Consider the following 25,248-nt stretch of genomic DNA (forward strand, 5'->3'; position numbering starts at 1 on the left):
CCAGGGCTATGAAGGCCGAGGGGCGCGGGGGCGCATGAACGCGGTGCAGCCAAGGGGGAGAGCGGGATGGACGAGCCACAGGCCTTTGCGATCGGCGGGCGCATGGTGGCGCCGGGAAGCTGTGCCGAGATCGACTTTCCGATCACCACCATGGCCACCGGCACCACCTCATCGCTGGCCGTGCGGGTGCTCCACGGGCTGCGCCCCGGCCCGGCGGTGTTCGTCAGCGCGGCGATCCATGGCGACGAGATCGTCGGCACCGCGGTGATTCAACGGCTGGCGCAGGAACTCGATCCGCGCGCGCTCAGCGGCACGGTGCTGCTGGTGCCGGTCGCCAACATCTTCGGCTTCATCACCCATTCGCGCTATCTGCCCGACCGGCGCGATCTCAACCGCTCCTTTCCCGGCAGCGCGGGGGGATCGCTGGCCGGGCAGCTGGCCCATGTGTTCTTCCGCGAGGTGGTGGAGCGCTGTGCGCTCGGCATCGACATCCATTCGGCCGCGATCCATCGCTACAACCTGCCGCAAATCCGCATCGCTGCGGGCAACAAGCGGCTGGTGGAGCTGGCCATGGCCTTTGGCGCCCCGGTGATCATCGAAAGCCCGCTGCGCGATGGCAGCTTGCGCGAACTTGCCCACCGCCAAGGGGTGGACATGCTGCTGCTCGAGGCGGGCGAGGCGCTGCGCTTTGACCGGCTGTCGATCGAGACCGGGGTGGCCGGCGTGCACCGGGTGCTGGCGCATCTGGGCATGGTCGAGGAGGATGATGGCCTTACCACGGTGGGCATCCCGGCGCGGGCCAACCGCTCGGTGTGGGTGCGCGCCCCGCGCGGCGGGGTGGCGCTGATCGAGCGCGAATCGGGCGCGCCGGTGCGCCGCGGCGACGTGCTGGCGCGGGTCGGCGGGCTGTTCGGCGAGGAGGCGCTCGAGGTCACCAGCCCGATCGACGGGATCATCATCGGCCATGCCACCCTGCCGGTGGTGCACCAGGGCGATGCCCTGTTCCACATCGCCGACATCCCCCACCCCGAGCGGGTGGGCGCGCGGATCGAGAGCATCACCGAGGCGATCCTCGCAAGCGAGCCGGAAGGCTCGGCCGAGGCGCTGCTCGACGAAGACGAGGTGGTCTGAGGCGGCGGGCGGCAGGTGTTTGGCGGCGGGCGCTTGGCGGCGCGCTATGCCCCTCACCGTGTGAGCAGCGGGGCGAGATAGCGCCCGGTGTGGCTGCGCGCGGCCTTGACGATCTCCTCGGGCGTTCCTTCCGCCACGATCTCGCCCCCGCGCACCCCGCCTTCGGGGCCAAGGTCGATGATCCAGTCGGCGGTCTTGATGACATCGAGATTGTGCTCGATCACCACCACGGTGTTGCCCTGATCGACCAGTCGGTGGAGCACCTCGAGGAGCTTTCGCACATCCTCGAAATGCAGCCCGGTGGTGGGTTCATCAAGGATATAGAGCGTCTGCCCGGTCGAGCGGCGGGCGAGTTCCTTGGCAAGCTTGACCCGCTGCGCCTCGCCGCCTGAGAGCGTGGTGGCCTGCTGGCCGACCTTGACATAGCCAAGCCCCACTTCGCACAGCATCCGCATCTTCTCGCGGATCGGCGGCACCGCCTTGAAGAACTCTTCCGCGTCCTCGATCGTCATGTCGAGCACGTCGGCGATCGAGTGGCCCTTGAACTTCACCTCGAGCGTCTCGCGGTTGTAGCGCTTGCCCCCGCATTCCTCGCAGGTGACGTAAACGTCTGGCAGGAAGTGCATTTCGATCTTGATGAGGCCATCGCCCTGGCAGGCCTCGCAGCGCCCGCCCTTGACGTTGAAGGAAAAGCGCCCGGGCTTGTAGCCACGCGCCTGGGCTTCGGGCAGGCCTGCAAACCAGTCGCGGATCTGGGTGAAGGCACCGGTGTAGGTGGCGGGGTTCGAGCGCGGGGTGCGACCGATCGGCGACTGGTCGATCTCGATCACCTTGTCGCAATATTCGAGCCCCTCGATCGCATCATGCGCCCCGGCGATCACCCGCGCGCCGTTGAGTACGCGGGCGGCGGCAGCCTGGAGCGTGTCGAGCGTGAGGGTCGATTTGCCGCTGCCCGAAACGCCCGTCACGCAGGTGAAGGTGCCGAGCGGGAAGCGCGCGGTGACGCCCTTCAGATTGTTGGCGCGCGCGTTGCGCACGGTGATGGCATGGCCATTGCCCTTGCGCCGGGATGTGGGCACCTCGATCCTGCGCTTGCCGCTGAGGTAGTCCGCGGTGAGGCTCCCCTTGGCCTTGAGGATGTCCTTGAGGCTCCCCTGCGCCACCACCTCGCCGCCATGCACCCCGGCGCCGGGGCCAAGATCAACGATATGATCGGCCGCGCGGATCGCATCCTCGTCGTGCTCGACCACGATCACCGTGTTGCCGAGGTCGCGCAGGCGCTTGAGCGTGGCGAGCAGGCGGTCATTATCGCGCTGGTGGAGCCCGATCGAAGGCTCGTCGAGCACGTAGAGCACGCCCGACAGCCCGCTGCCGATCTGGCTGGCAAGGCGGATGCGCTGGCTCTCCCCGCCCGAGAGCGTGCCGCTGGTGCGATCGAGGTTGAGGTAATCAAGCCCGACATTGTCGAGAAAGCCCAGCCGCTCGTTGATTTCCTTGAGGATCGCGCGGGCGATCTGGCGCTGCTGCGGGCCAAGCTGGTCTTCGAGCGCGGCAAACCAGGCGCGCGCATCGGCAACGCTCATCGCCACTGGCGTGGCGATATCGACGCCCGCGACCTTCACGCTCAGCGCCTTCTCGTTGAGGCGCTTGCCGCCGCAGGTCTCGCAGGCTTGTGCGGTCTGATACTTGGCCAGCTCCTCCTGCATCCAGGCGCTTTCGGTCTGCATCAAGCGGCGGGAAAGATTGCCGATCACCCCCTCGAAGGGCTTCATCACGGTGTATTCGCGCCGCCCGTCGCGGAAGGTGAGCGGCACCGCCATGCCCCCCGTGCCGTGGAGGATGATCTCGCGCTGTTCAGGCGCAAGCGCCTTCCACGGCGTATCGAGATCAAAGCCATAGGCCTTGGCGAGGCTGGCCAGCACCTGCATGTAATAGGGGCTGGGCGGGTTGGACTTGGCCCAGGGCACCACCGCGCCCTGCTTGAGGCTCAGAGCCTCGTTGGGCACCACCAGCTGCGGATCGAACAGCATCTTCTCGCCGATCCCGTCGCAGGCCGGGCAGGCCCCTTGCGGCGCGTTGAAGGAGAACAGCCGCGGCTCGATCTCCTCGATGGTGAAGCCCGAGACCGGGCAGGCGAACTTCTCGGAAAAGACGATGCGGTTGGGCGGCAGGCCTGCGCCCTTGAGATTGCCCGCGCCCTGATCCTCGCCCTCGCGCCCGGGCACCACGCCGTCAGCCAGATCGACATAGGCAAGGCCCTCGGCCAGCTTGAGCGCGGTCTCGAAGCTTTCGGCAAGGCGGGTCTCGATGCCCTCACGCACCGCCAGGCGATCGATCACCACCTCGATATCGTGCTTGAACTTCTTGTCGAGCGCCGGGGCCTCCTCGATGGGGTAGATCTCCCCGTCGATCCGCACCCGGGCAAAGCCCTGGCGCTGCCATTCGGCCAGCTCCTTCCTGTATTCGCCCTTGCGCCCGCGCACGACCGGCGCGAGCAGGTAGAGGCGCGTGCCCTCGGGCAGGGCCATCACCCGATCGACCATCTGGCTCACTGTCTGGGCGGTGATCGGCAGGCCCGTTGCGGGCGAATGCGGCACCCCTACCCGCGCCCAGAGCAGGCGCATGTAATCATAGATCTCGGTGACGGTGGCAACCGTCGAGCGCGGGTTGCGGCTGGTGGTCTTCTGCTCGATACTGATCGCCGGGGACAGCCCGTCGATATGCTCGACATCGGGCTTGTGCATCATCTCGAGAAACTGGCGCGCATAGGCCGAAAGGCTCTCGACATAGCGGCGCTGGCCCTCGGCATAGATGGTGTCGAAGGCAAGGCTCGACTTGCCGCTGCCCGAAAGCCCGGTGATGACGATCAGCTTGTCGCGCGGCAGATCGATGTCGATGCCCTTGAGATTGTGCTCGCGCGCACCGCGAACCGAGATGGTGGTGAGGCTCATGAGAGGGGTGTGTTCCAGATTTGTTCGCGCGTGGCAAGCGCCCCGGCCCCGGGGCGAGACCTGCCCACGGTGACGGGAGCCTCTAGGGTGAGAGTGATGCAACGCGCAAGCGCCGGGCTTGATCCGCGCAGGGGCGCTGCGCGTCGGCTCGCGGCGGGGAGAGGCCTTGCGGACCGCCGGCAGCACGGCCGGCCAGTGCCGCCGCGCCGGCCCTTTGCCATGATCTTTCTGATTACATTTCAGCGATCTGGGACGATCCAGTGCCCCCCTACAGAAAATCTTAAGTCGCCCGCCGGTGCCAATTGGGCCATTGCTTGGGCCACTCTCCAGCCGATCGCCGCCGGGGCCTTTCAGGGTCGCACCCTGGCGCACCACACCGATCGGCCGAGGGCCGGGACAAGGCAAGACCGGGCATCCCCCAAGCGCCCGGGCCTTGCGTCCCGGCCTGATTTGTCAAGGCAGGCCTGTGCTCACCAGCGCCCGCGCCCCGGGCGGGCCCAGCCAGTGGGCGCGCACGCTCCAGACGCGCGCGATCACCTCCTCGGTAAGCGCCTCGGCCGGCGGGCCCTGGGCAGCGAGGCGGCCTTCGTCAAGCACCACCACGTGATCGGCATGGTTCATCGCGAGGGCCAGATCGTGGAGCACCATCACCACCCCCTGCCCGGCATCGGCGCAGGCGCGCAAATGGGCGAGCAGCGCGAGCTGATGTGCCAGATCGAGCGCGGCGAGCGGCTCATCGGCGAGGATCCAGCGCGGTTCTCCCGCCAGCACCCGGGCGAGCAGCGCCCGCGCACGCTCTCCGCCCGAAAGCGCGCTCACCGGGCGCCGGCGCAGATGGAGGAGATCGAGCGCACCGAGCGCCGCCTCGATCGCGGCGCTGCCGCGATCGCCCCAGGGCAGGCGCCCAAGCGCCACCAGCACCTCGACCGCGACGTCCCAGGCAAGAGCGCCCTCTTGCGGGAGATAGCCCAAGGCCCTCGCCCGCGCTTTCGGGGAAAGCCCGGCCAGCACCTCCCCATCGAGGCTGACCGATCCGCGCGCCGGGGCGATCAGCCCGGCCAGCCCCATCAGCAGCGAGGATTTGCCCGCCCCGTTGGGGCCGACCAGCGCCACGATCCGCCCCGGCGCAAGCGCCAGTGACAGGCCGGAGATGACCTCGCGCCCGCCGCGCACCAGCGCCAGATCCTCGGTCGCCAGCATCACACCAGCCCCCTTCGCATCTTCATCAGCAGGTAGCCGAAGAACGGCGCGCCGATCAGCGAAAGGGCAATGCCGAGCCGCAGCTCGGTCACCAGCGGCAGGATGCGCACCAGGCTGTCTGCCGCCAGCACGAGGGCTGCGCCCGCAAGCGCGCTCGGCACCAGCAGGCTCGAGGGCAGGCGATCGGTGAGCGGGCGCACGAGGTGGGGGACGATCAGACCGACAAAGCCGATGATCCCCGCCACCGCCACGCTCGCGCCGACCGTCAGCCCCACGCCCACCACCAGCAGCAGCAGCAGGCGGCGCGCATCGACCCCGAGCGAGCGCGCCGCCGCCTCGCCGAGCGTCAGCGCATCGAGCGCCGGGGCGGCGCGCAGCAGCACCGCAATCCCGGCAAGGACGAGCGGCGCGGCGAGCGCGACCTCGCGCCAGGAGCGATCGGTCAGCGCGCCGTTGAGCCACAGCACGATCTCGGACAGGGCAAAGGCATTGGGCGCAAGCGTGATCGCAAGCGCAGTGAGCGCCCCGGCAAGGCTCGCCAGCATCAGCCCGGCGAGGGTGAAAAGGGCAATGCCGCTGCCCGCCCCGCCTGCGCCGTCGCTGGTGCTGCGCCCGGCGATGAGCGCGAGGGCGGCCATGCCCAGCCCCGCGCCGGCGAGCGCCAGCCCGGGCAGCGCCCAATCGGCGAGCGCGGCGGGGAGCAAAGGGCGCGCCCAGAAGCTCGCCACCGCGCCCAGCGCGGCCATGGGGGCTATTCCAAACAGGCCCGGGTCGGCCAGCGAATTGCGCAGATAGCCCTGCATCGCCGCCCCGGCCGCCCCCAGCCCGGCGCCGATCACCAGCGCCAGCGCCGCGCGCGGGGCGCGCAGTTCGGCAAGGATCAACGCGGCATTGGCCGGTCCCTCGGCCCAGGGGGCGATCAACACCCGCCCGGCAAGCAGCGAGAGCGGCACCAGCAGCGCCAGCAGCGCGGCAAAGGCAAGGCTGGCGCGGCTCATGGCTGGCGGATCGCGGCGGCACGGATCGCCGCCAGCCGGGCGCGGGCGCGGGGAATGGTCGGCCCGCCGCAATAGAGCAGCCGCGGATCGAAGCGGGCAATGTGGGTGCCGGGCAGGCCCGCGCGCAGCACCGGGTGGCGCTGGCCTGCCTCGTCCCCGGCGATGAGCAGCACCTGCGGCGGATCGGCGAGCACCTGTTCGAGGCTGACCCGGTCGGCCTGCCCGAGCCCGCGCGCCGCGGCGTGGCTCGCAAAGCCGGCCTCGCGCAGCAATTGGGCGATGAGCGTCGCCTCGCCCGCGGTGATCTCGCCCGGCTGCCACAGCAGAGCGCGCGGCGCCGGGCCGGGGGGCGGTGCCGGGCGAGCGGCGATGCGCGCGGCCAGCGCCGCCCCGGCGCCCTCGCGCCGCGCCAGCCGGGCCACTTCGCGCACTTGCGCTGCGCTTTGGGCGATGCTGGTGGGGCTGCCGAAGGTTGCGACCTTCAGCCCCGCGGCCTCGAGCGCGCGGCGCGTGGGCGCGGGCAGGAAGATCGAGGCGAGCACCAGATCGGGCCTCAGCGCGATCACCTCCTCGGCGCTGCCACCGGTGAAGCGATGGCGCGCCGCCACCTCGGGCGCAATCGAGCTGGAGGCCGGATCGCGGCTGTAGTGCGAGAGCGCCAGCACCTGCCCCGGCGCGGCGATCTCGACGAGGATGGCATCAAGACAGGGGTTGAGGCTGACGATGGTGGGCCGGGGCCTGTCGTGCTGCATCTTGTCTGTCGCAGGCACGGCGGGGGCGCAGCCCGTCATGGCGAGTGCGGCGAGAAGCAGCGTGAGCGCCGCGCTGCGGGCGCGCCCTGTGTCTCTCCGGTCGTGCCTGTGCGCCATGGTCGCGGCCTCGATAGGGCGGCGCGCGGCGCCGGGCAAGGTGCAGGCCCCGATGCCGCTGAACCGGCAATCAGCCGCCTTCGGGGTGTCCGGTTTCGGGACGCGGGCAGCCGGCCTCCTCGCTGGCTGGCGCGGATCAGCCTAGAAGCGGGGCGCAAGATGACCCGCCGCCCCGCCCTTGCTGCTCCCTCCCCTGCTGCCGCCACGCGGCGCAACGGGTGTGTGCGTGCGCGCAACAATTGGCGCAAGCGCCTCGCGGTGCTGGGCGCGGCGATCACCGTGCCGGCAATGGCAGCGCCGACGCTTTCGGGAACAGGGCTTTCCAGCCTGCCCGGCCCTGCGGTCGAAGGCGAAGCCTCGCTGGCGCTGCGCGCCGCGGCCGAGGCCGCGCTGCCCTTCGAGCGACCGGGGATGAGCTTTCCTGGCTCGGCCTATTTCTACATGGCCGATCCGCCCGGCAGCGCGCTTGTTGCCCTGCCGGCGGAGGATCCGCACACGAACGGGGGCGAAGGCGGGCGCGATCTTGGCGCGCTCATCGATGTCGGCGATCCGGCCCGCCCGTTCTTCTCCCCCGGGGTCGGCATCACCCATGGCCGCGCGCTCGAATGCCTCGCCCAGGCGATCTGGTACGAGGCGGCGAGCGAGAGCGAGGCGGGCCAGCGCGCGGTGGCGCAGGTGGTGCTGAACCGGGTGGCGCATCCGGCCTGGCCAGCGAGCGTGTGCGGGGTAGTCTATCAGGGTGCCGAACGCGCCAGCGGGTGCCAGTTCACCTTTACCTGCGATGGCAGCCTTGCGCGCCGGCCGGGCGGCGCGAGCTGGGCGCAGGCCCGCCGGATCGCCGCCGAAGCGCTGGCGGGGAGCGTCTATGCCCCGATCGGGCTTGCCACCCATTACCACACCTTGTGGGTCCGTCCGCCCTGGGCCGCGAGGCTTGAACATATCGGCACGATCGGGGCGCACCGCTTCTACCGCAACCGCGGGGCGAGTGGGCAGGCCGGCGCGTTCCGCTCGGCCTATGCGGGGTTTGAGCCAGTGGTCTCGGGCCGCACCGCTCCGGTTGCGCCGACCGCGGCAGCAGCGGCGGGGTTGGCGAGCGCCGCGCCGACGGCGCCGCCCGTGGGACATCGTCCGCGCCTTGCCTCCCAGCCCATCGCGGCAAGCGCGCCCGCCCCCGCTGCCAGCCCGGCAGCACGGTTGGCCGAGCCAGCGAGCGGGGCCGGATCGGTGCGCCCCGAATATGCCCGCGCCGGCCAGTGGAAGGCCAATCCGACGCCGCGCCCCGTGCCGGGCGCCGCGGCAGGCGCCGCATCGGGCGAAGGCGAATAGGGCCAACCCCGGTCAACGCGCCCGTGCGCACAACAGGGTTAAGGCCTACGAAACCCTGATCGCACACCGCGCCTTAGCGCGGCGGGGCCTAGAGGCGCAGCCGATCGCCGCGGCCCGCGGGCCCGAGGCGAGAGCTTTCTTGCCGGGAACCGCACCATGTCCGTCCGCTTTGCCTCGACCAACCATCCGCTGCGCCGCCTCGGCTGGCGGGCCGCCCGGCGCGGGCTTCTAGCGCCGGCGCTGGCGCGCGCAGCCAATGACAATCCCGCGGCGGCGCCAGGTGCCGCGCTGGCTTTGCAGGCAGGCGCGGCGCCCTTCGAGCCGATGCTGATCGCGGCGCTGCGCCACTTTGCCGTGCACGGCCTTGCCGCGGCCGAGGCGGCGCTGGCCGAGGCGCACGAGGCCGGCCTTGCCGGCGATACCGAGGCACGCGCGCACTGGCTGGCAATCACCGCGCTGTTCGACCGCCGCCGCGCCGTAGCGGCAGGCGCCCCCGCCCCGGCGGCATGAGCGCGAAAGACAGCGCCGAGGCGGTGCAGCAGGATGACGTGCATCCCTGCCTTATTGCGATTGCGAACTGTTTGCAAAGATAGTTGCCATTCCCGAGCTTTTGGCGGTTGCAATCGGGCTTGAGCCGGCTTACCGCCCGCCGGGTGACCGGCGCCTGCTGCTTGGGACGGGGGCGGGCGCCGCTGTTCTTCGTGTGCCTCTTCGTCCCGCTCGATCAGGGAAGGAAGCCTCAGGACATGGCCCGCAAGAAAATCGCCCTCGTTGGTGCCGGCAATATCGGCGGCACGCTCGCGCACCTGGCCGCGATGAAGGGACTCGGCGATATCGTGCTGTTCGACGTGGTCGAAGGCGTGCCCCAGGGCAAGGCGCTCGACCTTTCCCAGTGTGGCCCGGTGGAAGGATTCGATGCGCGCATCATCGGCTCGAACGATTATGCCGACATCGCCGACGCCGACGTGGTGATCGTCACCGCGGGCGTGGCGCGAAAGCCCGGCATGTGCCGCGATGACCTGCTCGGCATCAATCTGAAGGTGATGAAGGCGGTGGGCGAAGGCATCCGTGACAATTGCCCCAACGCCTTCGTGATCTGCATCACCAATCCGCTTGACGCGATGGTCTGGGCGCTGCGCGAGTTCTCGGGCCTTCCGGCCAACAAGGTCGTGGGCATGGCGGGCGTGCTCGATTCGGCGCGCTTTGCCACCTTCCTTGCCTGGGAATTCGGCGTTTCGGTGAAGGACGTGAACGCCTTCGTCCTCGGCGGCCATGGCGACACCATGGTGCCGGTGCTCTCTTATTCGACCATCAACGGCATCCCGGTGAAGGACATGGCCAAGATCAAGGGCATCTCCGAAGACCGCCTCGCCGAGATCGTCCAGCGCACTCGCTCGGGCGGGGGCGAGATCGTGGCCCTGCTCAAGACCGGCTCGGCCTATTACGCGCCTGCCACCAGCGCGATCGCGATGGCCGAGGCCTATCTCTACGACCAGAAGCGCATCCTGCCCTGCGCCGTGCATGTGGAGGGCAAGTATGGGCTTGATGGGCTCTATGTCGGCGTGCCGGCGGTGATCGGCGCGGGCGGCGCGGAGGACGTGATCGAGATCAGCCTCTCGGACGAGGAAAAGGCCAACCTCCAGGTCAGCATCGATGCGGTCAAGGAACTGCTCGAGGCGTGCAAGGCGCTGGATAGCAGCCTTGCGTAAACTGTTCCTCTCTGCAGCAATGCTAGCAGCGTTGCTGGGGTCTTCTGCCCATGCGCAAGAAGACCCGGCGACGCTCGTTCGGGCGATGGAGGGCGCAACCTCCTGCGTCCTCGCGGCAGGGAAGAATGGTGCTGACAGGTCGAACTTCGATGGCGATGCCAACTGGGAAAAGCAGGACGACGGTAGCTATCTCGCCGCCAAAGGCCTGCCCGTAAAGGTGACCTTCCCGGCTGATCCCGATGGCGTGTCACGCATCTGCGTGGTGGAAGCGACGCTACCTTCGCAAGACCAGCAAAAGCAGATGCGCACCGCCTTCGAGGTCTTGCTGAAGCAGAAGCCCTTGGACCAGACGGACAGTCTTATCTGGATGTTCGGCAAAGGGGAAAATGCCCGCGGCCTGCAATTCTTCACGGACAATACGTCCGACAAACCCAAAATCCGTCTTATCGGCGCTGCCTTCTAGGAGCTACTGAATGTCCATCCTCGTAAACAAAGACACCAAGGTCATCACCCAGGGGATGACAGGCAACACCGGCACCTTCCACACCCAGGCCGCGCTCGACTACGGGACGCAGATGGTCGCGGGCGTCACCCCGGGCAAGGGCGGCACCACCCATATCGGCATCCCCCAGTTCGACACCGTGCGCGAGGCCAAGGCCGCAACCGGCGCGACCGCCTCGTGCATCTACGTGCCCCCGCCCTTTGCCGCCGACGCGATCTGCGAAGCCATCGATGCCGAGATCGAGCTCATCATCTGCATCACCGAAGGCATTCCGGTGCTCGACATGGTGCCGGTCAAGCGCGCGCTCCAAGGCTCGAAGTCGCGCCTCATCGGCCCCAACTGCCCCGGTGTGCTGACCCCGGATGAGTGCAAGATCGGGATCATGCCGGCCAATATCTTCAAGAAGGGCTCGGTCGGCATCGTCAGCCGTTCGGGCACGCTCACCTATGAAGCCGTGCACCAGACGACCATGGTCGGCCTCGGGCAATCGACCGCGGTCGGCATCGGCGGCGACCCGGTCAACGGCACCAATTTCATCGACGTGCTCGACCTGTTCCTCGACGATCCCGAAACCGAATCGATCATCATGATCGGCGAGATCGGCGGCACGGCCGAAGAAGAAGCCGCCGCCTTCATCAAGCGCGAAGCCGCCAAGGGCCGCAAGAAGCCCATGGTCGGCTTCATCGCCGGGCGCACCGCCCCTCCCGGACGCCGCATGGGCCATGCCGGCGCGATCGTCTCGGGCGGCCAGGGCGGCGCCGAAGACAAGATCGCGGCGATGGAAGATGCGGGCATCCGTGTCTCCCCCTCGCCCTCGCTCCTCGGTGAAACCCTCGCCGCGATGCTGAAGGAGCACGCCTGAACCACTGAAGAACGGCCTCCCGCACACGGGCGGGGGGCCAATCCAAACTCCTTGCATTTTTCTCCTCCCCGGGAGCCCCGACATGGGTAACGAAGCGCACAACCTCATCCCCGCCCTCACCGATCAGGAAGGCCCCCAGCCCGGCCCCTCCTGGGCGCGCTCCGGCTGGCTCGACACGCTGGCCGGCAGCGGCGAAGACCTCACCGCCGCGCTCGATCCCACCGCGATGAAGCTCGCCATCGCCAAGGCGGCGAAAGACACGGGGCGCCCTGCCGATCCGGCGGCGATCGAGAAGGCCGCCGCGCTCTCGATCGCGGCGATGACCCTGGTGCGGCTTTACCGCGTACGCGGGCACATGGCCGCCGACCTCGATCCGCTCGGCCTTGCCGACCGCACCGGCCCGGCCGACCTCACGCTTGAATGGCATGGCCTTGCGGGCAAGGAACACGAGGAGGTCTATGTCGGCGGGGTGCTCGGCATGCAGTGGACCACCGTGGGCAAGCTCCACCAGCGCCTGCGCGAGGTCTATTGCGGCAAGGTCGGCCTCGAATACATGCACATCGCCGACACCGAGGAGCGCCGCTTCCTCCAGGACAAGTTTGAAAGCCCGGGCGAGACGATCCAGTTCACCCCCGAAGGCAAGAAGGCGATCCTTGCCGCGGTGCTGCGCGGGGAGCAATACGAGGAATTCCTCGCCAAGAAATATGTCGGCACCAAGCGCTTCGGGCTTGATGGCGGGGAATCGATGATCCCCGCGCTCGAGGCGGTGATCAAGCATGGCGGCAGCGCGGGCGTGCGCGAGATCGTCTATGGCATGGCCCATCGCGGGCGTCTCAATGTGCTCGCCAACGTCATGGCCAAGCCCTACCGCGTGATCTTCCACGAGTTTTCGGGCGGCAGCGCCAACCCCGAGGATGTCGGCGGCTCGGGCGACGTCAAGTATCACCTCGGCACCTCGACCGATCGCGAGTTTGACGGGATCAGCGTGCACATGAGCCTGGTGCCCAATCCCTCGCACCTCGAGGCGGTCAATCCGGTGGTGCTCGGCAAGACCCGTGCGCAGCAGACCATCCGTGATGATCTCAAGACCAAGAGCCAGGTGCTCCCGGTGCTGATCCACGGCGATGCCGCCTTTGCCGGGCAGGGCGTGGTGTGGGAAAGCCTCTCGCTCTCGGGCGTGCCGGGCTATGACACCGGCGGTTGCATCCACTTCATCATCAACAACCAGATCGGCTTCACCACTTCGCCGAAATTCGCGCGCTCCTCGCCCTATCCCAGCGATGTGGCCAAGGGCGTGATGGCGCCGATCCTCCACGTCAATGGCGACGATCCCGAGGCGGTGACCTTCGCCTGCAAGCTCGCGGTCGAATATCGCCAGACCTTCCACCGCGACGTGGTGATCGACATGTGGTGCTATCGCCGCTTCGGCCACAACGAGGGTGATGAGCCCAAGTTCACCCAGCCGCTGATGTATGACAAGATCCGCCAGCACCCCAAGGTCAGCGTAATCTATGAGCAGCGGTTGATCCGCGAGGGCGTGGTGGCGCCGGGTACGCGTGAGGCGATCGCAGCCGAGTTCGTCAAGCTGCTCGATGCCGAGTTCGAGGCCGGCAAGACCTACAAGGCCAACGAGGCCGACTGGTTCGGCGGGCGCTGGGCCGGGCTCAACAAGCCCGCCGACCCCGAGACCGCGCGCCGCAGCGTCGAGACCGGGATCGAACCCAAGATGATCGACTCGCTCGGCCGGGTGCTCACCGAAGTCCCCGCCGACCTCGAGATCCACAAGACCCTCGAGCGCGTGCTTGCCGCCAAGCGCGAGATGTTTGCCACCGGCGAGGGCTTCGACTGGGCCACCGCCGAGGCGCTCGCCTTCGGCAGCCTGGTGATGCAGGGCTTCGGGGTGCGGCTTTCGGGCCAGGATTCGGGCCGCGGCACCTTCTCGCAGCGCCACGCGGTGTGGGTGGATCAGAAGACCGAGCGCAAATATGTGCCGCTCTCCACCCTGCCGCATGGCCGCTTCGAGGTGCACGACAGCCCGCTGTCCGAATATGGCGTGCTCGGCTTTGAATATGGCTATGCCATGGCCGATCCCAAGTGCCTGGTGCTGTGGGAAGGCCAGTTCGGCGACTTTGCCAATGGCGCGCAGATCATGATCGATCAGTTCGTCGCCAGCGGCGAGAGCAAGTGGCTGCGCGCCAATGGCCTCGTGATGCTCCTGCCGCACGGTTACGAGGGCCAGGGGCCGGAGCACTCCTCGGCGCGGCTCGAGCGCTTCCTCCAGCTGTGCGCCGATGACAATATGTGCGTGTGCAACATCACCACGCCGGCCAACTACTTCCACGTGCTGCGCCGGCAGATGCTGCGCAATTTCAGGAAGCCGCTGATCATCATGAGCCCCAAGTCGCTGCTGCGCCATCCGATGGCGCGCAGCAGCAAGGCCGATTTTGTCGGTGACAAGCAGTTCCGCCGCATCCTTTCCGACACGCGCGCAATCCCGGACGACAAGATCCGCCGCCTCGTGCTGTGCTCGGGCAAGGTGGCCTATGAGCTGATCGAGGCGCGCGACGCCGCCGGGATCGAGGACATCTCGATCGTGCGGATCGAGCAGCTCTTCCCCTTCCCCGGCGATCCGCTCAGCATCCGCCTCAAGCGCATGACGGGCCTCAAGGAAGTGGTGTGGTGCCAGGAGGAGCCGCGCAACAACGGCGCCTGGTTCTATGTCAACGAGCGGATCGAGGCGGCGCTCACCGCGGCGGGCCATGCCGGCATGCGCCCGATCTATGCCGGGCGCGAGGCCGCCGCTTCGCCCGCCACCGGCCTTGCCAGCCGCCACAAGGCCCAGCAGGAGGCGCTGGTCGCCGAGGCCCTGGGGCTGTGAGCCGCCGCAGCCCCCTTACACCCCGATAGCACGTCATTCCAGGAACCCCTTTCATGGCAACCGAAATCAAAGTCCCCGCCCTTGGCGAATCGGTCACCGAAGGCACCATTGCCGAATGGCTCAAGCAGCCCGGCGATGCGGTCGCCGCGGACGAGCCGATCGCCAGCCTCGAAACCGACAAGGTCGCGGTCGATGTGCCCTCGCCGGTCGCGGGCGTGCTGACCGAGCACCGCGCCGCGGTGGGCGATACGGTCGAGGTGGGGGCGGTGATCGCGCTGATCGCCGAAGGCGCCGCAGCCGGAGCCAGCGCGCCCAAGGCCGAGTCCGCCTCGGCACCCGCGGCTGCCCCTGCCCCCGCAGCACCCAAGGCCGATACGGCCAGCACCCCGGCGGCACGCGCGGAACTGCTCACCCCGGCCCAGACCATGTCTCCGGCGGTGCGCCGCGCGGTGCTCGAATACGGGGTCGATCCCTCGACCATCAAGGGCACCGGCAAGGACGGGCGGCTGACCAAGGAAGACGTGATCGCCGCCGCCCAGGCCCGCGCCAAGAGCGCGCCTGCCCCAGCCGCCAGCCCGGCGCCTGCCCCCGCCGCCGCCCCGGCTGCCGGCACCCAAGCCGCGGCTGCGGGCCGCAACACCGAACGCGTGCGCATGACGCGGATGCGCCAGACCATCGCCAAGCGCCTCAAGGCCGCGCAGGACAATGCGGCGATGCTTACCACCTTCAACGACTGCGACATGAGCGCGGTGATCGCAGCGCGCGAGAAATACAAGGATCTCTTCGCCAAGAAGCACGACATCCGTTTGGGCTTCATGGGCTTCTTCGCCAAGGCCGCCTGCCTTGCCCTGAAGGACGTTCCCGCGGTCAACGCCTATATCGAGGGCGATGAGATCGTCTATCACGACTATGTCGATATCTCGGTGGCGGTGAGCGCGCCCAATGGCCTCGTGGTCCCGGTGGTGCGCGATGCCGACAAGAAGGGCTTTGCCGAGATCGAGCGCGAGATTGCCGATTTCGGCGCCCGCGCCAAGGCCGGCACGCTCACCATGGAGGACATGGCCGGCGGCACCTTCACCATCTCCAACGGCGGGGTGTTCGGCTCGCTGATGAGTACGCCGATCATCAATCCGCCGCAATCGGCGGTGCTCGGGCTCCACCGCATCGAGGATCGCCCGGTGGTGCGCGACGGCCAGATCGTGATCCGCCCGATGATGTATCTCGCCCTGTCCTATGACCACCGCCTGATCGACGGGCGCGAGGCGGTGACCGCGCTCAAGATCATCAAGGAGGCGATCGAGGACCCGACCCGGATCCTCATCGATCTTTGAGGCGCTGCGCGTCGCCCCCGGCCGCTTCCGGGATGACGAAAGAGGAACAAGATGGCTGACCATTCCTACGATTACGACGTGCTCATCATCGGCGCCGGGCCAGGCGGCTATGTGGCGGCGATCCGCGCCGCGCAGCTGGGCCTCAAGACCGCCTGCGTCGAAAGCCGCGCGACGCTGGGCGGCACCTGCCTCAATGTCGGCTGCATCCCATCGAAGGCGCTGCTCCACGCCTCGGAGCTGTTCGAGGAAGCCGCCGGCGGGCACTTTGCCGCCTGGGGCATCAGCGCTACGCCCAAGCTCGATCTGGCGCAGATGATGGCCGAAAAGGCCAAGGCGGTGAGCGAGCTGACCGGCGGGATCGAGTTCCTGTTCAAGAAGAACAAGGTCACCTGGATCAAGGGCCATGCCGCCTTTGAGGATGCGCACAGCGTGCGCGTGGGCGATGCTGTCCACACCGCCAGGGACATCGTGATCGCCACCGGCTCGAGCGTCACCCCGCTGCCCGGCGTTGCCGTGGACAATGCGGGCAAGCGCATCGTCGATTCCACCGGCGCGCTCGAGCTTGGCGAGGTGCCCGAGCATCTGGTGGTGATCGGCGGCGGGGTTATCGGGCTTGAGCTTGGCAGCGTCTGGCGGCGGCTCGGGGCCAAGGTCACGGTGATCGAGTTCCTCGATCAGCTCCTGCCGGGCATGGATGGCGAGGTGCGCAAGGAGGCGGGGCGCATCTTCAAGAAGCAGGGCATGGAGCTGATGCTCGGCCACAAGGTCACCGGCGCCGAGGTCAAGGGCAAGCGCGTCACCCTCGCCATCGAGAAGGCCGCCGGGGGCGAGCCGCAGAGCCTCGAGGCCAGCCACGTGCTGGTTGCCATCGGGCGGCGGCCCAACACCGAGGGCCTCGCGCTGGAGAAGGCGGGGCTGAGCGTCAACCAGCGCGGGCAGATCGAGGTTGATGCCGATTTCCGCACCGCGGTACCGGGCATCTGGGCGATCGGCGATGTCATCGCCGGGCCGATGCTCGCGCACAAGGCCATGGACGAGGGTCACGCCGTGGCGGAAAACATCGCCGGGCATACCGGCATCGTCAACCGCGAGGTCATCCCCAGCGTGGTTTACACCATGCCTGAAATCGCCGGGGTGGGCCTCACCGAGGAACAGGCCAAGGAAAAGGGCTTTGCCGTCAAGGTCGGCAAGTTCCCGATGAGCGCCAACAGCCGCGCCAAGGCCAACCGTGACACCACCGGCTTCGTCAAGATCATCGCCGATGCCGAGACCGACCGGGTGCTCGGCGTGTGGATGATCGCGAGCCTTGCCGGAACGATGATCGCCCAGGCGGTGCAAGCGATGGAATTCGGCGCCACGGCTGAAGACATCGCGCTGACGTCGCACGCACACCCCACCCATGCCGAGGCGGTCAAGGAAGCGGCGATCGCGGTGAGCGGCAAGCCCATTCACATGTGATCCGCCTTGCGGCATGATCGCTCCCGCCTGATCGGCAAGGGCAGGGGCGAGTGGGGGGATCGATGCGGATGCGGCTGGGGCTGATCGCAGCGGGCGCGCTGGCCTTGGCGGGGTGCCAGGCGGAAAGCGCCGCGCCCATCGCCCCGCCCCGGGCGAGCGATCCGGTGACGATCCCGGCGGCGGCCTCGCATGTCGCGGTTGATCTTGCGGTTGATCTCAGCGCGCTCGAGCGCACGCTCGAGCAGCGCCTCCCGCGCACCTTGTGGACGATCAATCGGCAGGACATGGACTGCGTGCCGTCCAAGCGGCTTGATCTTGAACTGGTGGCGGTCAAGACCCCGCGGGTCACCTGCGACATCACCGGCACGGCCACGCGCGGGCGGCTGCGCCTGACAGGCAAGGGGCGCGAGCTCATCGTCACCCTGCCGGTACGCGCCCGGGTGGCGGCGCGCGATATTGCCGGGGTGCTCAAGGGCGAGACCGCCACCGCGGCCGCCGACGTGGTGCTGCGCCTGACGCTCGATGTGGCGCCCGACTGGCGCATCATCGCCCGGCCCGACCTTTCCTATCGCTGGGTGCGCGAGCCGGGGATCGACTTTCTCGGCCAGCGCATCCGCTTTGCCTCGGCCGCGGACAAGGAGCTGCGCCCGCTGACGCAGCAGATCGAGCGCGAGATCGCGCGCGAACTTGCGCGCCTCGAGCTGCGCGAGGCGGCCACGCGCGGTTGGCGCGCCGCGCACACCGTGCTCGAGCTCAATGCCCGCAACCCCGCGGTCTGGGCGCGGCTCACCCCGCAGCGCTTCCTCTATGGCGGCTACCGCGCCAGTGGCCAGCAATTGACGCTGAGCCTCGGGCTTGACGGCATGGTCGAGACCATCGTCGGCCCGCGGCCCGAGCCGCCCGCCCCCACCCCCCTGCCTCCGCTTGGCCGGCTCGAAGGCGCGCGCAACAAGGCCAGCCTCGCCATCCCCGTGGTGGCCGATTATGCCGTGCTCGAGCCGGTGATCGCCAAGGCTCTCGCCAAGCGCACCGCGCGGCCCATCCCGCTCAAGGATTATGGCAGCGTCACCGCCCGGATCGACAAGGTCGAGGCCTATGGCACCACCGGGCAGCGCATCGCCGTGGGGGTGAGCTTTGCCGCAACGTCCGATCTTGCGCTGGTGGACAAGGCGCAAGGCACGGTGTGGCTGGTGGGCCGCCCGGTCAACCAGCCCGATTCGCGCGCGATCGAGTTTGCCGATGTCGCAATCACCGGCGCCACCGGCTCGCTCGGCGGCGATCTGCTGCTTGCGCTTGCCAACACGCCCGAGTTCAATAGCGCCATCGCCGCGGCCCTGCGGCAGAACTTCGAGAACGATTTCAACAAGCTGCGCGCCAAGATCGATGCAGCGCTGGCGCAGCGGGTGGACGGGCCGGTGGCCTATTCGGTCACCATCGACAAGCTTAGCACCGGCACGATCGAGGCCCATGGACAGGGCCTGTTTCTCCCCGTGAGCCTCGAGGCGACGATCCGGGCGAAGCTCCTTGGGCTTGGCGGCGTGAAATAGGCGGCAAGCCCCCTTTGCCTTGCTGGCGCGCGGCGGCTAGCACAGGCAGCAAGGGGTGAAAGGACAGAGGATCACGCATGGCCTATCCGCAATTGACCAGCGAGCCGGGCGCGCTCGCCACCAGCGCCGCCATCCGTGCCGGCAGGCTCAGCGTGGCCGAAGCGGTCGATGCCGCGATCACCCGGATCGAGGAAAAAGACGGGGCGATCAACGCCCTGGCCGTGCCCAATTTCGAGGCCGCCCATGTCCAGGCGCGCGCGCTCGATGCCGCCGGGCCGCGCGCGGATCAGCCGCTGTTCGGCGTGCCGATGACGATCAAGGAAAGCTTCGATGTCGCCGGCCTGCCCACCACCTGGGGCCATGCCCGCTACAAGGACCAGCCCGCGCCGCGCGATGCGCTGCTGGTGGAGCGGCTGAAGGCAGCAGGCGCGGTGATCATCGGCAAGACCAACGTGCCGGTGGACCTCACCGATTGGCAGAGCTTCAACCCGGTCTATGGCCGCACCGCAAATCCGCACCATCCCGAGCGCTCGCCCGGCGGCTCCTCGGGCGGCAGCGCTGCGGCGGTGGCGAGCGGGATGGTGGCCTGCGACTACGGCACCGATATCGGCGGATCGGTGCGGGTGCCGGCGCATTTCTGCGGGGTGTGGGGGCACAAGACCACCTGGGGCCTGGTGCCCAAGCACGGCCACGATCACCCGGCGATGAGCCGTAAGCCGGGCTTCATCGCCGCGCATGACGGGGCGCTCAGCATCGCCGGACCGCTGGCGCGCGATCCGGCTGATCTGGCTGTGCTGGTCGAAGTGGGCGCCGATGTGCCGCTGCGCCGGCGGGTAAAGCCGCTGGGCCAATGCCGCCTGCTGGCGCTCACCGATCTGCCCGGCGCCCCGCTCGATGCCAGCGTGCGCGCGCCCACCGAGGCGGCGATCGAGGCGCTGATGCGCGCGGGGATCGCGATCGAGCGGGAGAGCGCGCTCCTCCCCGATCTTGCCGCGCAGCACCGCGCCTATCTCAAGATGATGAACGTGGTGATGGCGCGCGGCGCCCCGGCGCCCGACGGGAAGCGCGCCAGCGCAAGCGACTGGTTCGATCTGCTCGATGCCCAGGCGGTGGCCATGGCGCGCTGGAGCGCCTTGCTCGAGACCTATGACTTCGTACTCGCCCCGCCCGCCCCGGTGCTGGCGATGCCGCACCGCGAGGAAGCGGTGTTCCGCGGCACGCTCAGCATCAATGGTATCGAGGAGCCGGGCGGCAATGGCCTCATCTGGGCCGGGCTTGCCACCTTCCCCGGCCTTCCCGCCACGGTGCTGCCGATCGGGACAGGAAGCTATCTCGGCGCCGATTTGCCCTGCGGACTGCAGGTGATCGGCCGGCGCTGGGCCGATCTCGATTGCATCGCCGCGGCCGAGGCGATCGCCGCGATCTTGCACGGCTAAGCCGGCTCGGCCATGGGGCGCGGCATGGCCCGCTTCGCGTTCATGCCCCGCCTTGCCCGCTGGCACATCTGGCTTGGCTGGCTGGTGGGCGTGCCGATCGTGCTGTGGCTGGCAAGCGGCCTGTTCATGACCCTGCGCCCGATTGGAGAGGTGCGCGGCGAACATCTGCGCCGCGCGCTGCCCGAGGCGCCGCTGGTGATCGCGGGAAGCGCGCTCGCCGCGCCCGAGGCTAGGCTCAAGGAGCTGCGGCTGGTGATGCAGCAGGGCCGCGCGGTGGCGATCCTCACCGGGCTTGATGGCAGCATCCGCAGGGTCGATGCCGCAAGCGGCGCGGCGCTCCCCCCGCTCGATGCCGCCGCCGCCCGGGCGCTGGTGGCCGAGCGGATCGTCGGCGGCGACAAGGTGGTGCGCGTCACCGCCTATGCCGCCGACAAGGCACCCTTCGATTTCCGCCGCCCGCTGGCGGTGTGGCAGGTGCGCCTTGCCGATGGCACCAATGTCTATGTCGGGCGCGAGACCGGCGAGATCGAGGCGGTGCGCACCCGCTGGTGGCGCGCCTTCGACCTTGCCTGGGGCCTCCACATCATGGACCTTTCCGGGCGCGAGGATACCAGCCACCCGGTGCTGATCGGCTTTGCCGCACTGGCGCTCGGCTCGGCGCTGATCGGCTGCGTGCTGATGTTCCGCCGCCGCCGCGCGCGCCCGGGGCCGGGAACGCGATGACCCCGGCGGTGTTCACCCCCATTCTCGATGCGCTCGATCTGGCAGGGATCGCGCTGTTTGCGCTCACCGGCGCGGTGCTCGCGGCGCAGCTGCGGCAGACCTTTGTGACCATGGCCTTCTTCGCCCTGGTGACGGGCGTGGGCGGGGGCACCTTGCGCGATCTGCTGATCGGGGCGCCGGTGTTCTGGATTGCCGACCCGTGGGTGGCCCCGGTGTGCCTGGCCACCGCGCTCATCGCCTGGTTCACCCCGGTGAGCTGGTGGCAAGGGCGCGGGCTTGCCTATGCCGATGGCGCCGGGCTTGCGGCCTATGCCGTGCTCGGCAGCGCCAAGGCGCTCGCCTATGGCGTGCCCCCGGTGCCCGCGGCGCTGATGGGGGTGATCACCGGCTGTGTCGGCGGGATCGTCCGCGACGTGGTGGCGGGCCGCCCGTCGATCATCATGCAGCCCGAACTCTATGTCACCGCCGCCGCGCTCAGCGCCGCGCTCACCGTCGCCGGGATGGCCGCGGCGCCGCTGCTGGGGCTGGGCGCGCCGCCGGTGTGGGGCGCGGCCTTTGCCAGCGGCTTTGCCCTGCGCGCCGCGGCGATCCGCTGGCAATGGGGCCTTCCTGCCTATGGCCGGCTCGCCTAGCAGGCCGCGGCGCTAGAGATCGCCATCGATGGTCTCGGGGATTGCCACGCCCGGGATCGGCCCGCCGGGATAGGCCGGCATCGGCTGAGGCGCTGCTGTGGCGCCCGCGGGCAGGCGCGCCTCGCGCACCGACAGATCGGGCCGCACCGCCCCGCCAATCGCGGCACGGGCATCGGCATAGCGCGCATCGGACCACTGCCCATCGCCGCGCGGGGACGAGGCCGAGCCGGTGCCAAAGGCAAAGCCATCGCCATAATCGATCCCGTCGATCTGCCCGCCATTGCCGATCCGGCACTGGAACGGCGCGCCGTTGAACAGCCTCCCACTCACCCGCCAGCCGCCGGCCGAGCGTTCAACCCCATCGACGCTTTCCACCCGCACATCGCGCTCGATCCGGGTAAGGCACTGGTCCACGGCATTGTCGAGCCCGCGCGCCCCGCTGCCGTGCAGCCGGGTGCGCGGCTCCTCGGCGCGGCGGTCGCGCCAGTCATCGGGGACCCGGCGATAACGCTCGCGCTCGACCACCACCACATCGCGCTCGCGCCGGCGGTTCTCGGCGCTGGCGATGGCGGCGATCCCGCCGATGATCGCCGCGCCGATCAGCACATCGCCGGCATCGATCCGGTCGCGCCGCCAGCCGCGCCGGCCCCAGCCGCCGCCCCAGCCCCAATGCCGGCAGCGCCAGCCCCAGCAGCGCCAATCGGCGCTGGTGCGGGCGGGATCATAGCGGCTGTGATCGAAGGCGAAAGGCGGCGCGCCATGGGCCGGAATTGTCACGCTTGTGGTGGCTGCCGATGCCGGAGCGGTGATGAAAGCGGCGCCGCCCAAGGCGGCGGTGAGCGCCAGAACGCGCAAGTTCAGAGCCATGTCTGCTCTCTCCTGTTGCTTGCCGAAGCGCGCCCACCACACGCTGCTGGGCCGCGCCTAACAGCGCCAGGCTTGCGCTGGGCTGAACCGTCGTCCGGCAAGAAGATGGCGCGCACCGCCCGAGGGAGAGGCAGGCAGGCGGCGCGCGCCGAGTGCGGGCGGCTCAGCGCAGCCCGCGGATGCCGTCAAAGTCGATCAGCGGCGCGCCGCGTCCATCGAGCCGGCAGGTAAAGCGCCCGCGATCAAACCCGCGCCCGCCCCAGCGCCCGCCATCACCGACCTCGATCCGGCCCTCGATGCGAAAGCCGAAGCGGCGCCGATCGACATCGCGCACGTCGATCACGTCGGCATAGCGGTAGCCGCCGAAGCGCCGGGCCTGAAACTCGGCCGCACGCACGCAGCGCTCCACCGCGCCGCGGGCGCCGCCGCCATAGCCCCAGCCGCCGCGATCCCAATCGCCGCGATAGCGCCGATCGCGATAGTCCCGGCGGTCGCCGTCAAAGGCCCCGGCGAGCGCAGCGATCCCGCCGATCACCACCGCACCGGCGATAACCTCGCCCGCGCTGATGCCGTCGCGGTCGCGCCCATCGTGCGCCATGGCAGGGGTGGCGGAGGTGGCGGCGAGCGCGCTGGCAGCGACCGCGCCGAGCACGAGCCTGGCCGCTTTGCCGGAGGCCAGCCGGTTGGTCGTGGTGGTCATCGATGCGTTCCTTGTCGTTTCACGCCAGGCCCGATTGCCCGGGGTGTGGGGCAAGGAATGCCCGATTCGCGCTGAGGCATGGCTGAACTGGCGCGACAGGCGCCGTTAATCCTACAACCCCTTTTGATGAACGCCTATCGCGCAGCCAAGGCCGCCAGCACATCGCGGGTGAAGGCTGCGATATCGAAGCCCGAGCCGGGCGGATCCTCCCCCCGCCGCACGATCACCACCTGCCGCGCAGGCACGATCACCACATATTGCCCGCGATTGCCGAAAGCGGCGAAGGTATCGGGCGGCACGCCCTCGGACCTGTTCATCAGCCAGAAGCCAGCACCATAGCCAAAGGGGCCATCGGGCTGCGGGCCGGACGGGGCGGAGACATATTTGACCCAGCCTTCGGGCAGGATACGCTCGCCCGAGGGGAGCTTGCCGTCGTTGAGGTAAAGCTGGCCGAAGCGGATCAGATCCATCGTGCTCGCCCAGACTTGGCTGGAGAGAACATAATCGCCCTGCCAGTCAGTCTCGGCGATGGTGTCGTGCATTCCGATCCTTGCAAAAAGTTCGGCCGGCGGATGCTCGGCAAAGGTGTGGGCGATGGCCGCAACCGCTGCCAGCGTGTCGTTGTTGGCATAGCGGAACACCGTTCCGGGCTGGTGAACCACCGGCCAGTGCAGCGCTGTTTCGCGCACGGTCGATCCGCCGAAATAGAGCGCATCGGTGCGATTGCCGGGGGTATTGGAATAGCGGCCTGAGGCCATGCGCAAGAGGTGATCGAGGGTAATGGCGCGGCGTGGGTCACTCTCCGACAGGCCAAGGCCAGCCGAGGCCTTGACGTCCGCCTCGCCACGCTGGATCGCTGCGCCTACCAGCGTGGCCGCAATGCTCTTGGCAACTGACCAGGTGCGCTGCGGCGTAAAGGGCGTGAACCCATCTGCAAAGCGCCAATCCCAGCCATCCTCCCCCCAATTGACCGAAACGGCCGTGGTGCGCGCCTTGGCACCATAGGCGCCGCCCATTGCGGCCTCCAGCACAGGCGTGACCTTCCCGGGCCTGCGCATGTGCCAGTTGGCAATCGACCCTTGTCGGGCCTCCGGGGGCGTTTCGGTCACATCGCGCGCTTCCATACCGATGGGGCCGAGCGCGCATCCGCCCCCGCTGCGCTGAAAGGCAATGCGGGGTGGCATGTCCTCTGCCCAATCGACCACGACATGGCGGATCGGGTGCGATCCCTCTGGCCAACGCGTGATGCGGTGGGAGAGATCGCCTATGAGCGCATCAAGCGGCTGCTGAATCCCGGTCAGTTCATAAGCGAGCACACTCTCTTCGCTGCGCTCGGGCCATCCGCTGCGCTCAGCGCTGGCCATCGCCCCGCACAGCATCAGCGCCTTGTATCCGGCGGCAAGCGCGCGGGTGTAGCGCGCCTCGAGCGCTTGTTGCTGGGTCTGGGCGGCGGCGGGAGCGGCGGCGAGAAGCAGCGCGGCAGCGGCAAGGGTGGTGCGGATCATGGGGGCGCAACCTATCCCCCGCTGCACAAAAGGAAAGGGCCGGAAAACCTTTCGGCCCCGGCCCCTTGCCCGTGTCGCGCAACGGCGCGGTCTTACGCTTCTTCGTATTCGCCGGCCTGCACCGGGCCCGAATCCTGGCCCTTGGCGGCTTCATCGCGGTCAACCAGTTCGATCACCGCCATCTGCACCGCATCGCCGGCGCGGATGCCGGCACGCAGCACCCGGGTGTAGCCGCCCTCGCGGGTGGCATAGCGCGCGGCGAGCACATCGAAGAGCTTCTTGAGCTGCACTTCATCACCCAAGCGGGCCATAGCGAGGCGCCGGTTGGAAAGGCCGCCGCGCTTGGCCAGCGTGATCAGCTTTTCCACATAGGGGCGCAATTCCTTGGCCTTGGGCAAGGTGGTGATGATCTGTTCGTGCTTGATCAGCGCAGCGGCCATGTTGCGCAGCAGCGCGTTGCGGTGACCCGTGCGGCGGCCCAGCTTGCGGCCCGAAATTCCATGACGCATTGTCTTTTTCCTTCGTTCGTAGGGAGCCCGTGCGAGGTAGCTCCATCCCGGTCGGAAAGGGTCCGACCTGCCCTTCTGCAACCCCCGCCGTCATGGGAAAAAATCCCATGAGGT

21 protein-coding genes are annotated in these 25,248 nt (G+C 68.9%); 13 read left to right on the forward strand and 8 right to left on the reverse strand.

Translation table 11 applies throughout. From position 1 onward, the window contains the following. Positions 1-66 precede the first annotated feature (66 nt). The gene (locus tag G524_RS0102285) at positions 67-1,131 is read left to right on the forward strand and encodes a succinylglutamate desuccinylase/aspartoacylase family protein (RefSeq protein ID WP_027442253.1); all 1,065 of its coding nucleotides are present in this window, start codon (positions 67-69) and stop codon (positions 1,129-1,131) included. A gap of 53 nt (positions 1,132-1,184) precedes the next feature. Here the strand turns inward: G524_RS0102285 and uvrA are convergent, their stop codons facing one another. The 4 genes from uvrA to G524_RS0102305 all read right to left on the reverse strand — a co-directional run bounded on the left by uvrA (position 1,185) and on the right by G524_RS0102305 (position 7,149). After that, a complete protein-coding gene (gene uvrA, locus G524_RS0102290; RefSeq protein WP_027442254.1) occupies positions 1,185-4,082 on the reverse strand; it encodes an excinuclease ABC subunit UvrA in 2,898 nt (965 codons plus the stop codon). A 453-nt stretch (positions 4,083-4,535) separates the two neighbouring features. Then, complete coding sequence (locus G524_RS0102295) at positions 4,536-5,282, reverse strand: ABC transporter ATP-binding protein (protein WP_027442255.1); 747 nt, start codon at positions 5,280-5,282, stop codon at positions 4,536-4,538. Then, positions 5,282-6,280, reverse strand: coding sequence for a FecCD family ABC transporter permease (locus G524_RS0102300; RefSeq protein WP_027442256.1), 999 nt, complete (start codon positions 6,278-6,280; stop codon positions 5,282-5,284). The genes G524_RS0102295 and G524_RS0102300 overlap by 1 nt, the downstream gene beginning before the upstream one ends. Further along, positions 6,277-7,149 carry an ABC transporter substrate-binding protein gene (locus G524_RS0102305; protein ID WP_245561266.1) on the reverse strand — a complete coding sequence of 291 codons (873 nt, stop codon included), beginning with the start codon at positions 7,147-7,149 and terminating at the stop codon, positions 6,277-6,279. Before G524_RS0102305 ends, G524_RS0102300 begins: the two co-directional genes overlap by 4 nt. A gap of 159 nt (positions 7,150-7,308) precedes the next feature. Between G524_RS0102305 and G524_RS14740 the strand changes: the two genes are divergently transcribed. From G524_RS14740 to G524_RS0102365, 12 genes are all read left to right on the forward strand, one after another. Continuing rightward, positions 7,309-8,475 (forward strand): cell wall hydrolase, encoded by a 1,167-nt coding sequence (locus G524_RS14740; protein ID WP_245561267.1) that lies wholly within the window; start codon positions 7,309-7,311, stop codon positions 8,473-8,475. A gap of 156 nt (positions 8,476-8,631) precedes the next feature. After that, positions 8,632-8,985: a hypothetical protein gene (locus G524_RS0102315; RefSeq protein WP_036857103.1), complete on the forward strand. Its 354-nt coding sequence runs from the start codon at positions 8,632-8,634 to the stop codon at positions 8,983-8,985. A 236-nt stretch (positions 8,986-9,221) separates the two neighbouring features. Further along, positions 9,222-10,184: a malate dehydrogenase gene (gene mdh / locus G524_RS0102320; RefSeq protein WP_027442259.1), complete on the forward strand. Its 963-nt coding sequence runs from the start codon at positions 9,222-9,224 to the stop codon at positions 10,182-10,184. After that, positions 10,177-10,647 (forward strand): hypothetical protein, encoded by a 471-nt coding sequence (locus G524_RS0102325; protein ID WP_156893979.1) that lies wholly within the window; start codon positions 10,177-10,179, stop codon positions 10,645-10,647. The genes mdh and G524_RS0102325 overlap by 8 nt, the downstream gene beginning before the upstream one ends. A gap of 10 nt (positions 10,648-10,657) precedes the next feature. Next, positions 10,658-11,548: a succinate--CoA ligase subunit alpha gene (sucD, locus tag G524_RS0102330; RefSeq protein ID WP_027442261.1), complete on the forward strand. Its 891-nt coding sequence runs from the start codon at positions 10,658-10,660 to the stop codon at positions 11,546-11,548. An 82-nt stretch (positions 11,549-11,630) separates the two neighbouring features. Beyond that, positions 11,631-14,426, forward strand: coding sequence for a 2-oxoglutarate dehydrogenase E1 component (locus G524_RS0102335; protein WP_027442262.1), 2,796 nt, complete (start codon positions 11,631-11,633; stop codon positions 14,424-14,426). 53 nt (positions 14,427-14,479) lie between these two features. Beyond that, positions 14,480-15,757: a 2-oxoglutarate dehydrogenase complex dihydrolipoyllysine-residue succinyltransferase gene (gene odhB / locus G524_RS0102340; protein ID WP_027442263.1), complete on the forward strand. Its 1,278-nt coding sequence runs from the start codon at positions 14,480-14,482 to the stop codon at positions 15,755-15,757. 51 nt (positions 15,758-15,808) lie between these two features. Then, positions 15,809-17,215 (forward strand): dihydrolipoyl dehydrogenase, encoded by a 1,407-nt coding sequence (gene lpdA / locus G524_RS0102345; protein ID WP_027442264.1) that lies wholly within the window; start codon positions 15,809-15,811, stop codon positions 17,213-17,215. 62 nt (positions 17,216-17,277) lie between these two features. Next, entirely contained in the window at positions 17,278-18,762 is a 1,485-nt protein-coding gene (locus tag G524_RS0102350) for a DUF4403 family protein (protein WP_036857105.1), read from the forward strand. A 77-nt stretch (positions 18,763-18,839) separates the two neighbouring features. Further along, entirely contained in the window at positions 18,840-20,198 is a 1,359-nt protein-coding gene (locus tag G524_RS0102355) for an amidase family protein (RefSeq protein ID WP_027442266.1), read from the forward strand. A 24-nt stretch (positions 20,199-20,222) separates the two neighbouring features. Next, positions 20,223-20,921: a membrane protein gene (locus G524_RS0102360; RefSeq protein WP_027442267.1), complete on the forward strand. Its 699-nt coding sequence runs from the start codon at positions 20,223-20,225 to the stop codon at positions 20,919-20,921. Then, positions 20,918-21,553, forward strand: coding sequence for a trimeric intracellular cation channel family protein (locus tag G524_RS0102365; protein WP_027442268.1), 636 nt, complete (start codon positions 20,918-20,920; stop codon positions 21,551-21,553). The genes G524_RS0102360 and G524_RS0102365 overlap by 4 nt, the downstream gene beginning before the upstream one ends. Positions 21,554-21,565: 12 nt before the next feature. Here G524_RS0102365 and G524_RS16765 read toward each other — a convergent pair whose 3' ends face one another. From G524_RS16765 to rplQ, 4 genes are all read right to left on the reverse strand, one after another. After that, the gene (locus G524_RS16765; RefSeq protein ID WP_051220844.1) at positions 21,566-22,420 is read right to left on the reverse strand and encodes a hypothetical protein; all 855 of its coding nucleotides are present in this window, start codon (positions 22,418-22,420) and stop codon (positions 21,566-21,568) included. Between the two features lie 163 nt (positions 22,421-22,583). Further along, complete coding sequence (locus tag G524_RS0102375; RefSeq protein WP_051220845.1) at positions 22,584-23,120, reverse strand: hypothetical protein; 537 nt, start codon at positions 23,118-23,120, stop codon at positions 22,584-22,586. A gap of 134 nt (positions 23,121-23,254) precedes the next feature. Further along, positions 23,255-24,625, reverse strand: a complete 1,371-nt coding sequence (locus G524_RS0102380; protein ID WP_027442270.1) for a serine hydrolase domain-containing protein — start codon at positions 24,623-24,625, stop codon at positions 23,255-23,257. Positions 24,626-24,717: 92 nt separating this feature from the next. Further along, on the reverse strand, positions 24,718-25,134 hold the full coding sequence (gene rplQ, locus G524_RS0102385) for a 50S ribosomal protein L17 (protein ID WP_027442271.1): 417 nt from the start codon (positions 25,132-25,134) through the stop codon (positions 24,718-24,720). Positions 25,135-25,248 lie beyond the last annotated feature (114 nt).

Origin of the sequence: Erythrobacter cryptus DSM 12079 (genome assembly GCF_000422985.1) — a bacterium.
In the GTDB taxonomy this organism is placed as follows: domain Bacteria; phylum Pseudomonadota; class Alphaproteobacteria; order Sphingomonadales; family Sphingomonadaceae; genus Erythrobacter; species Erythrobacter cryptus.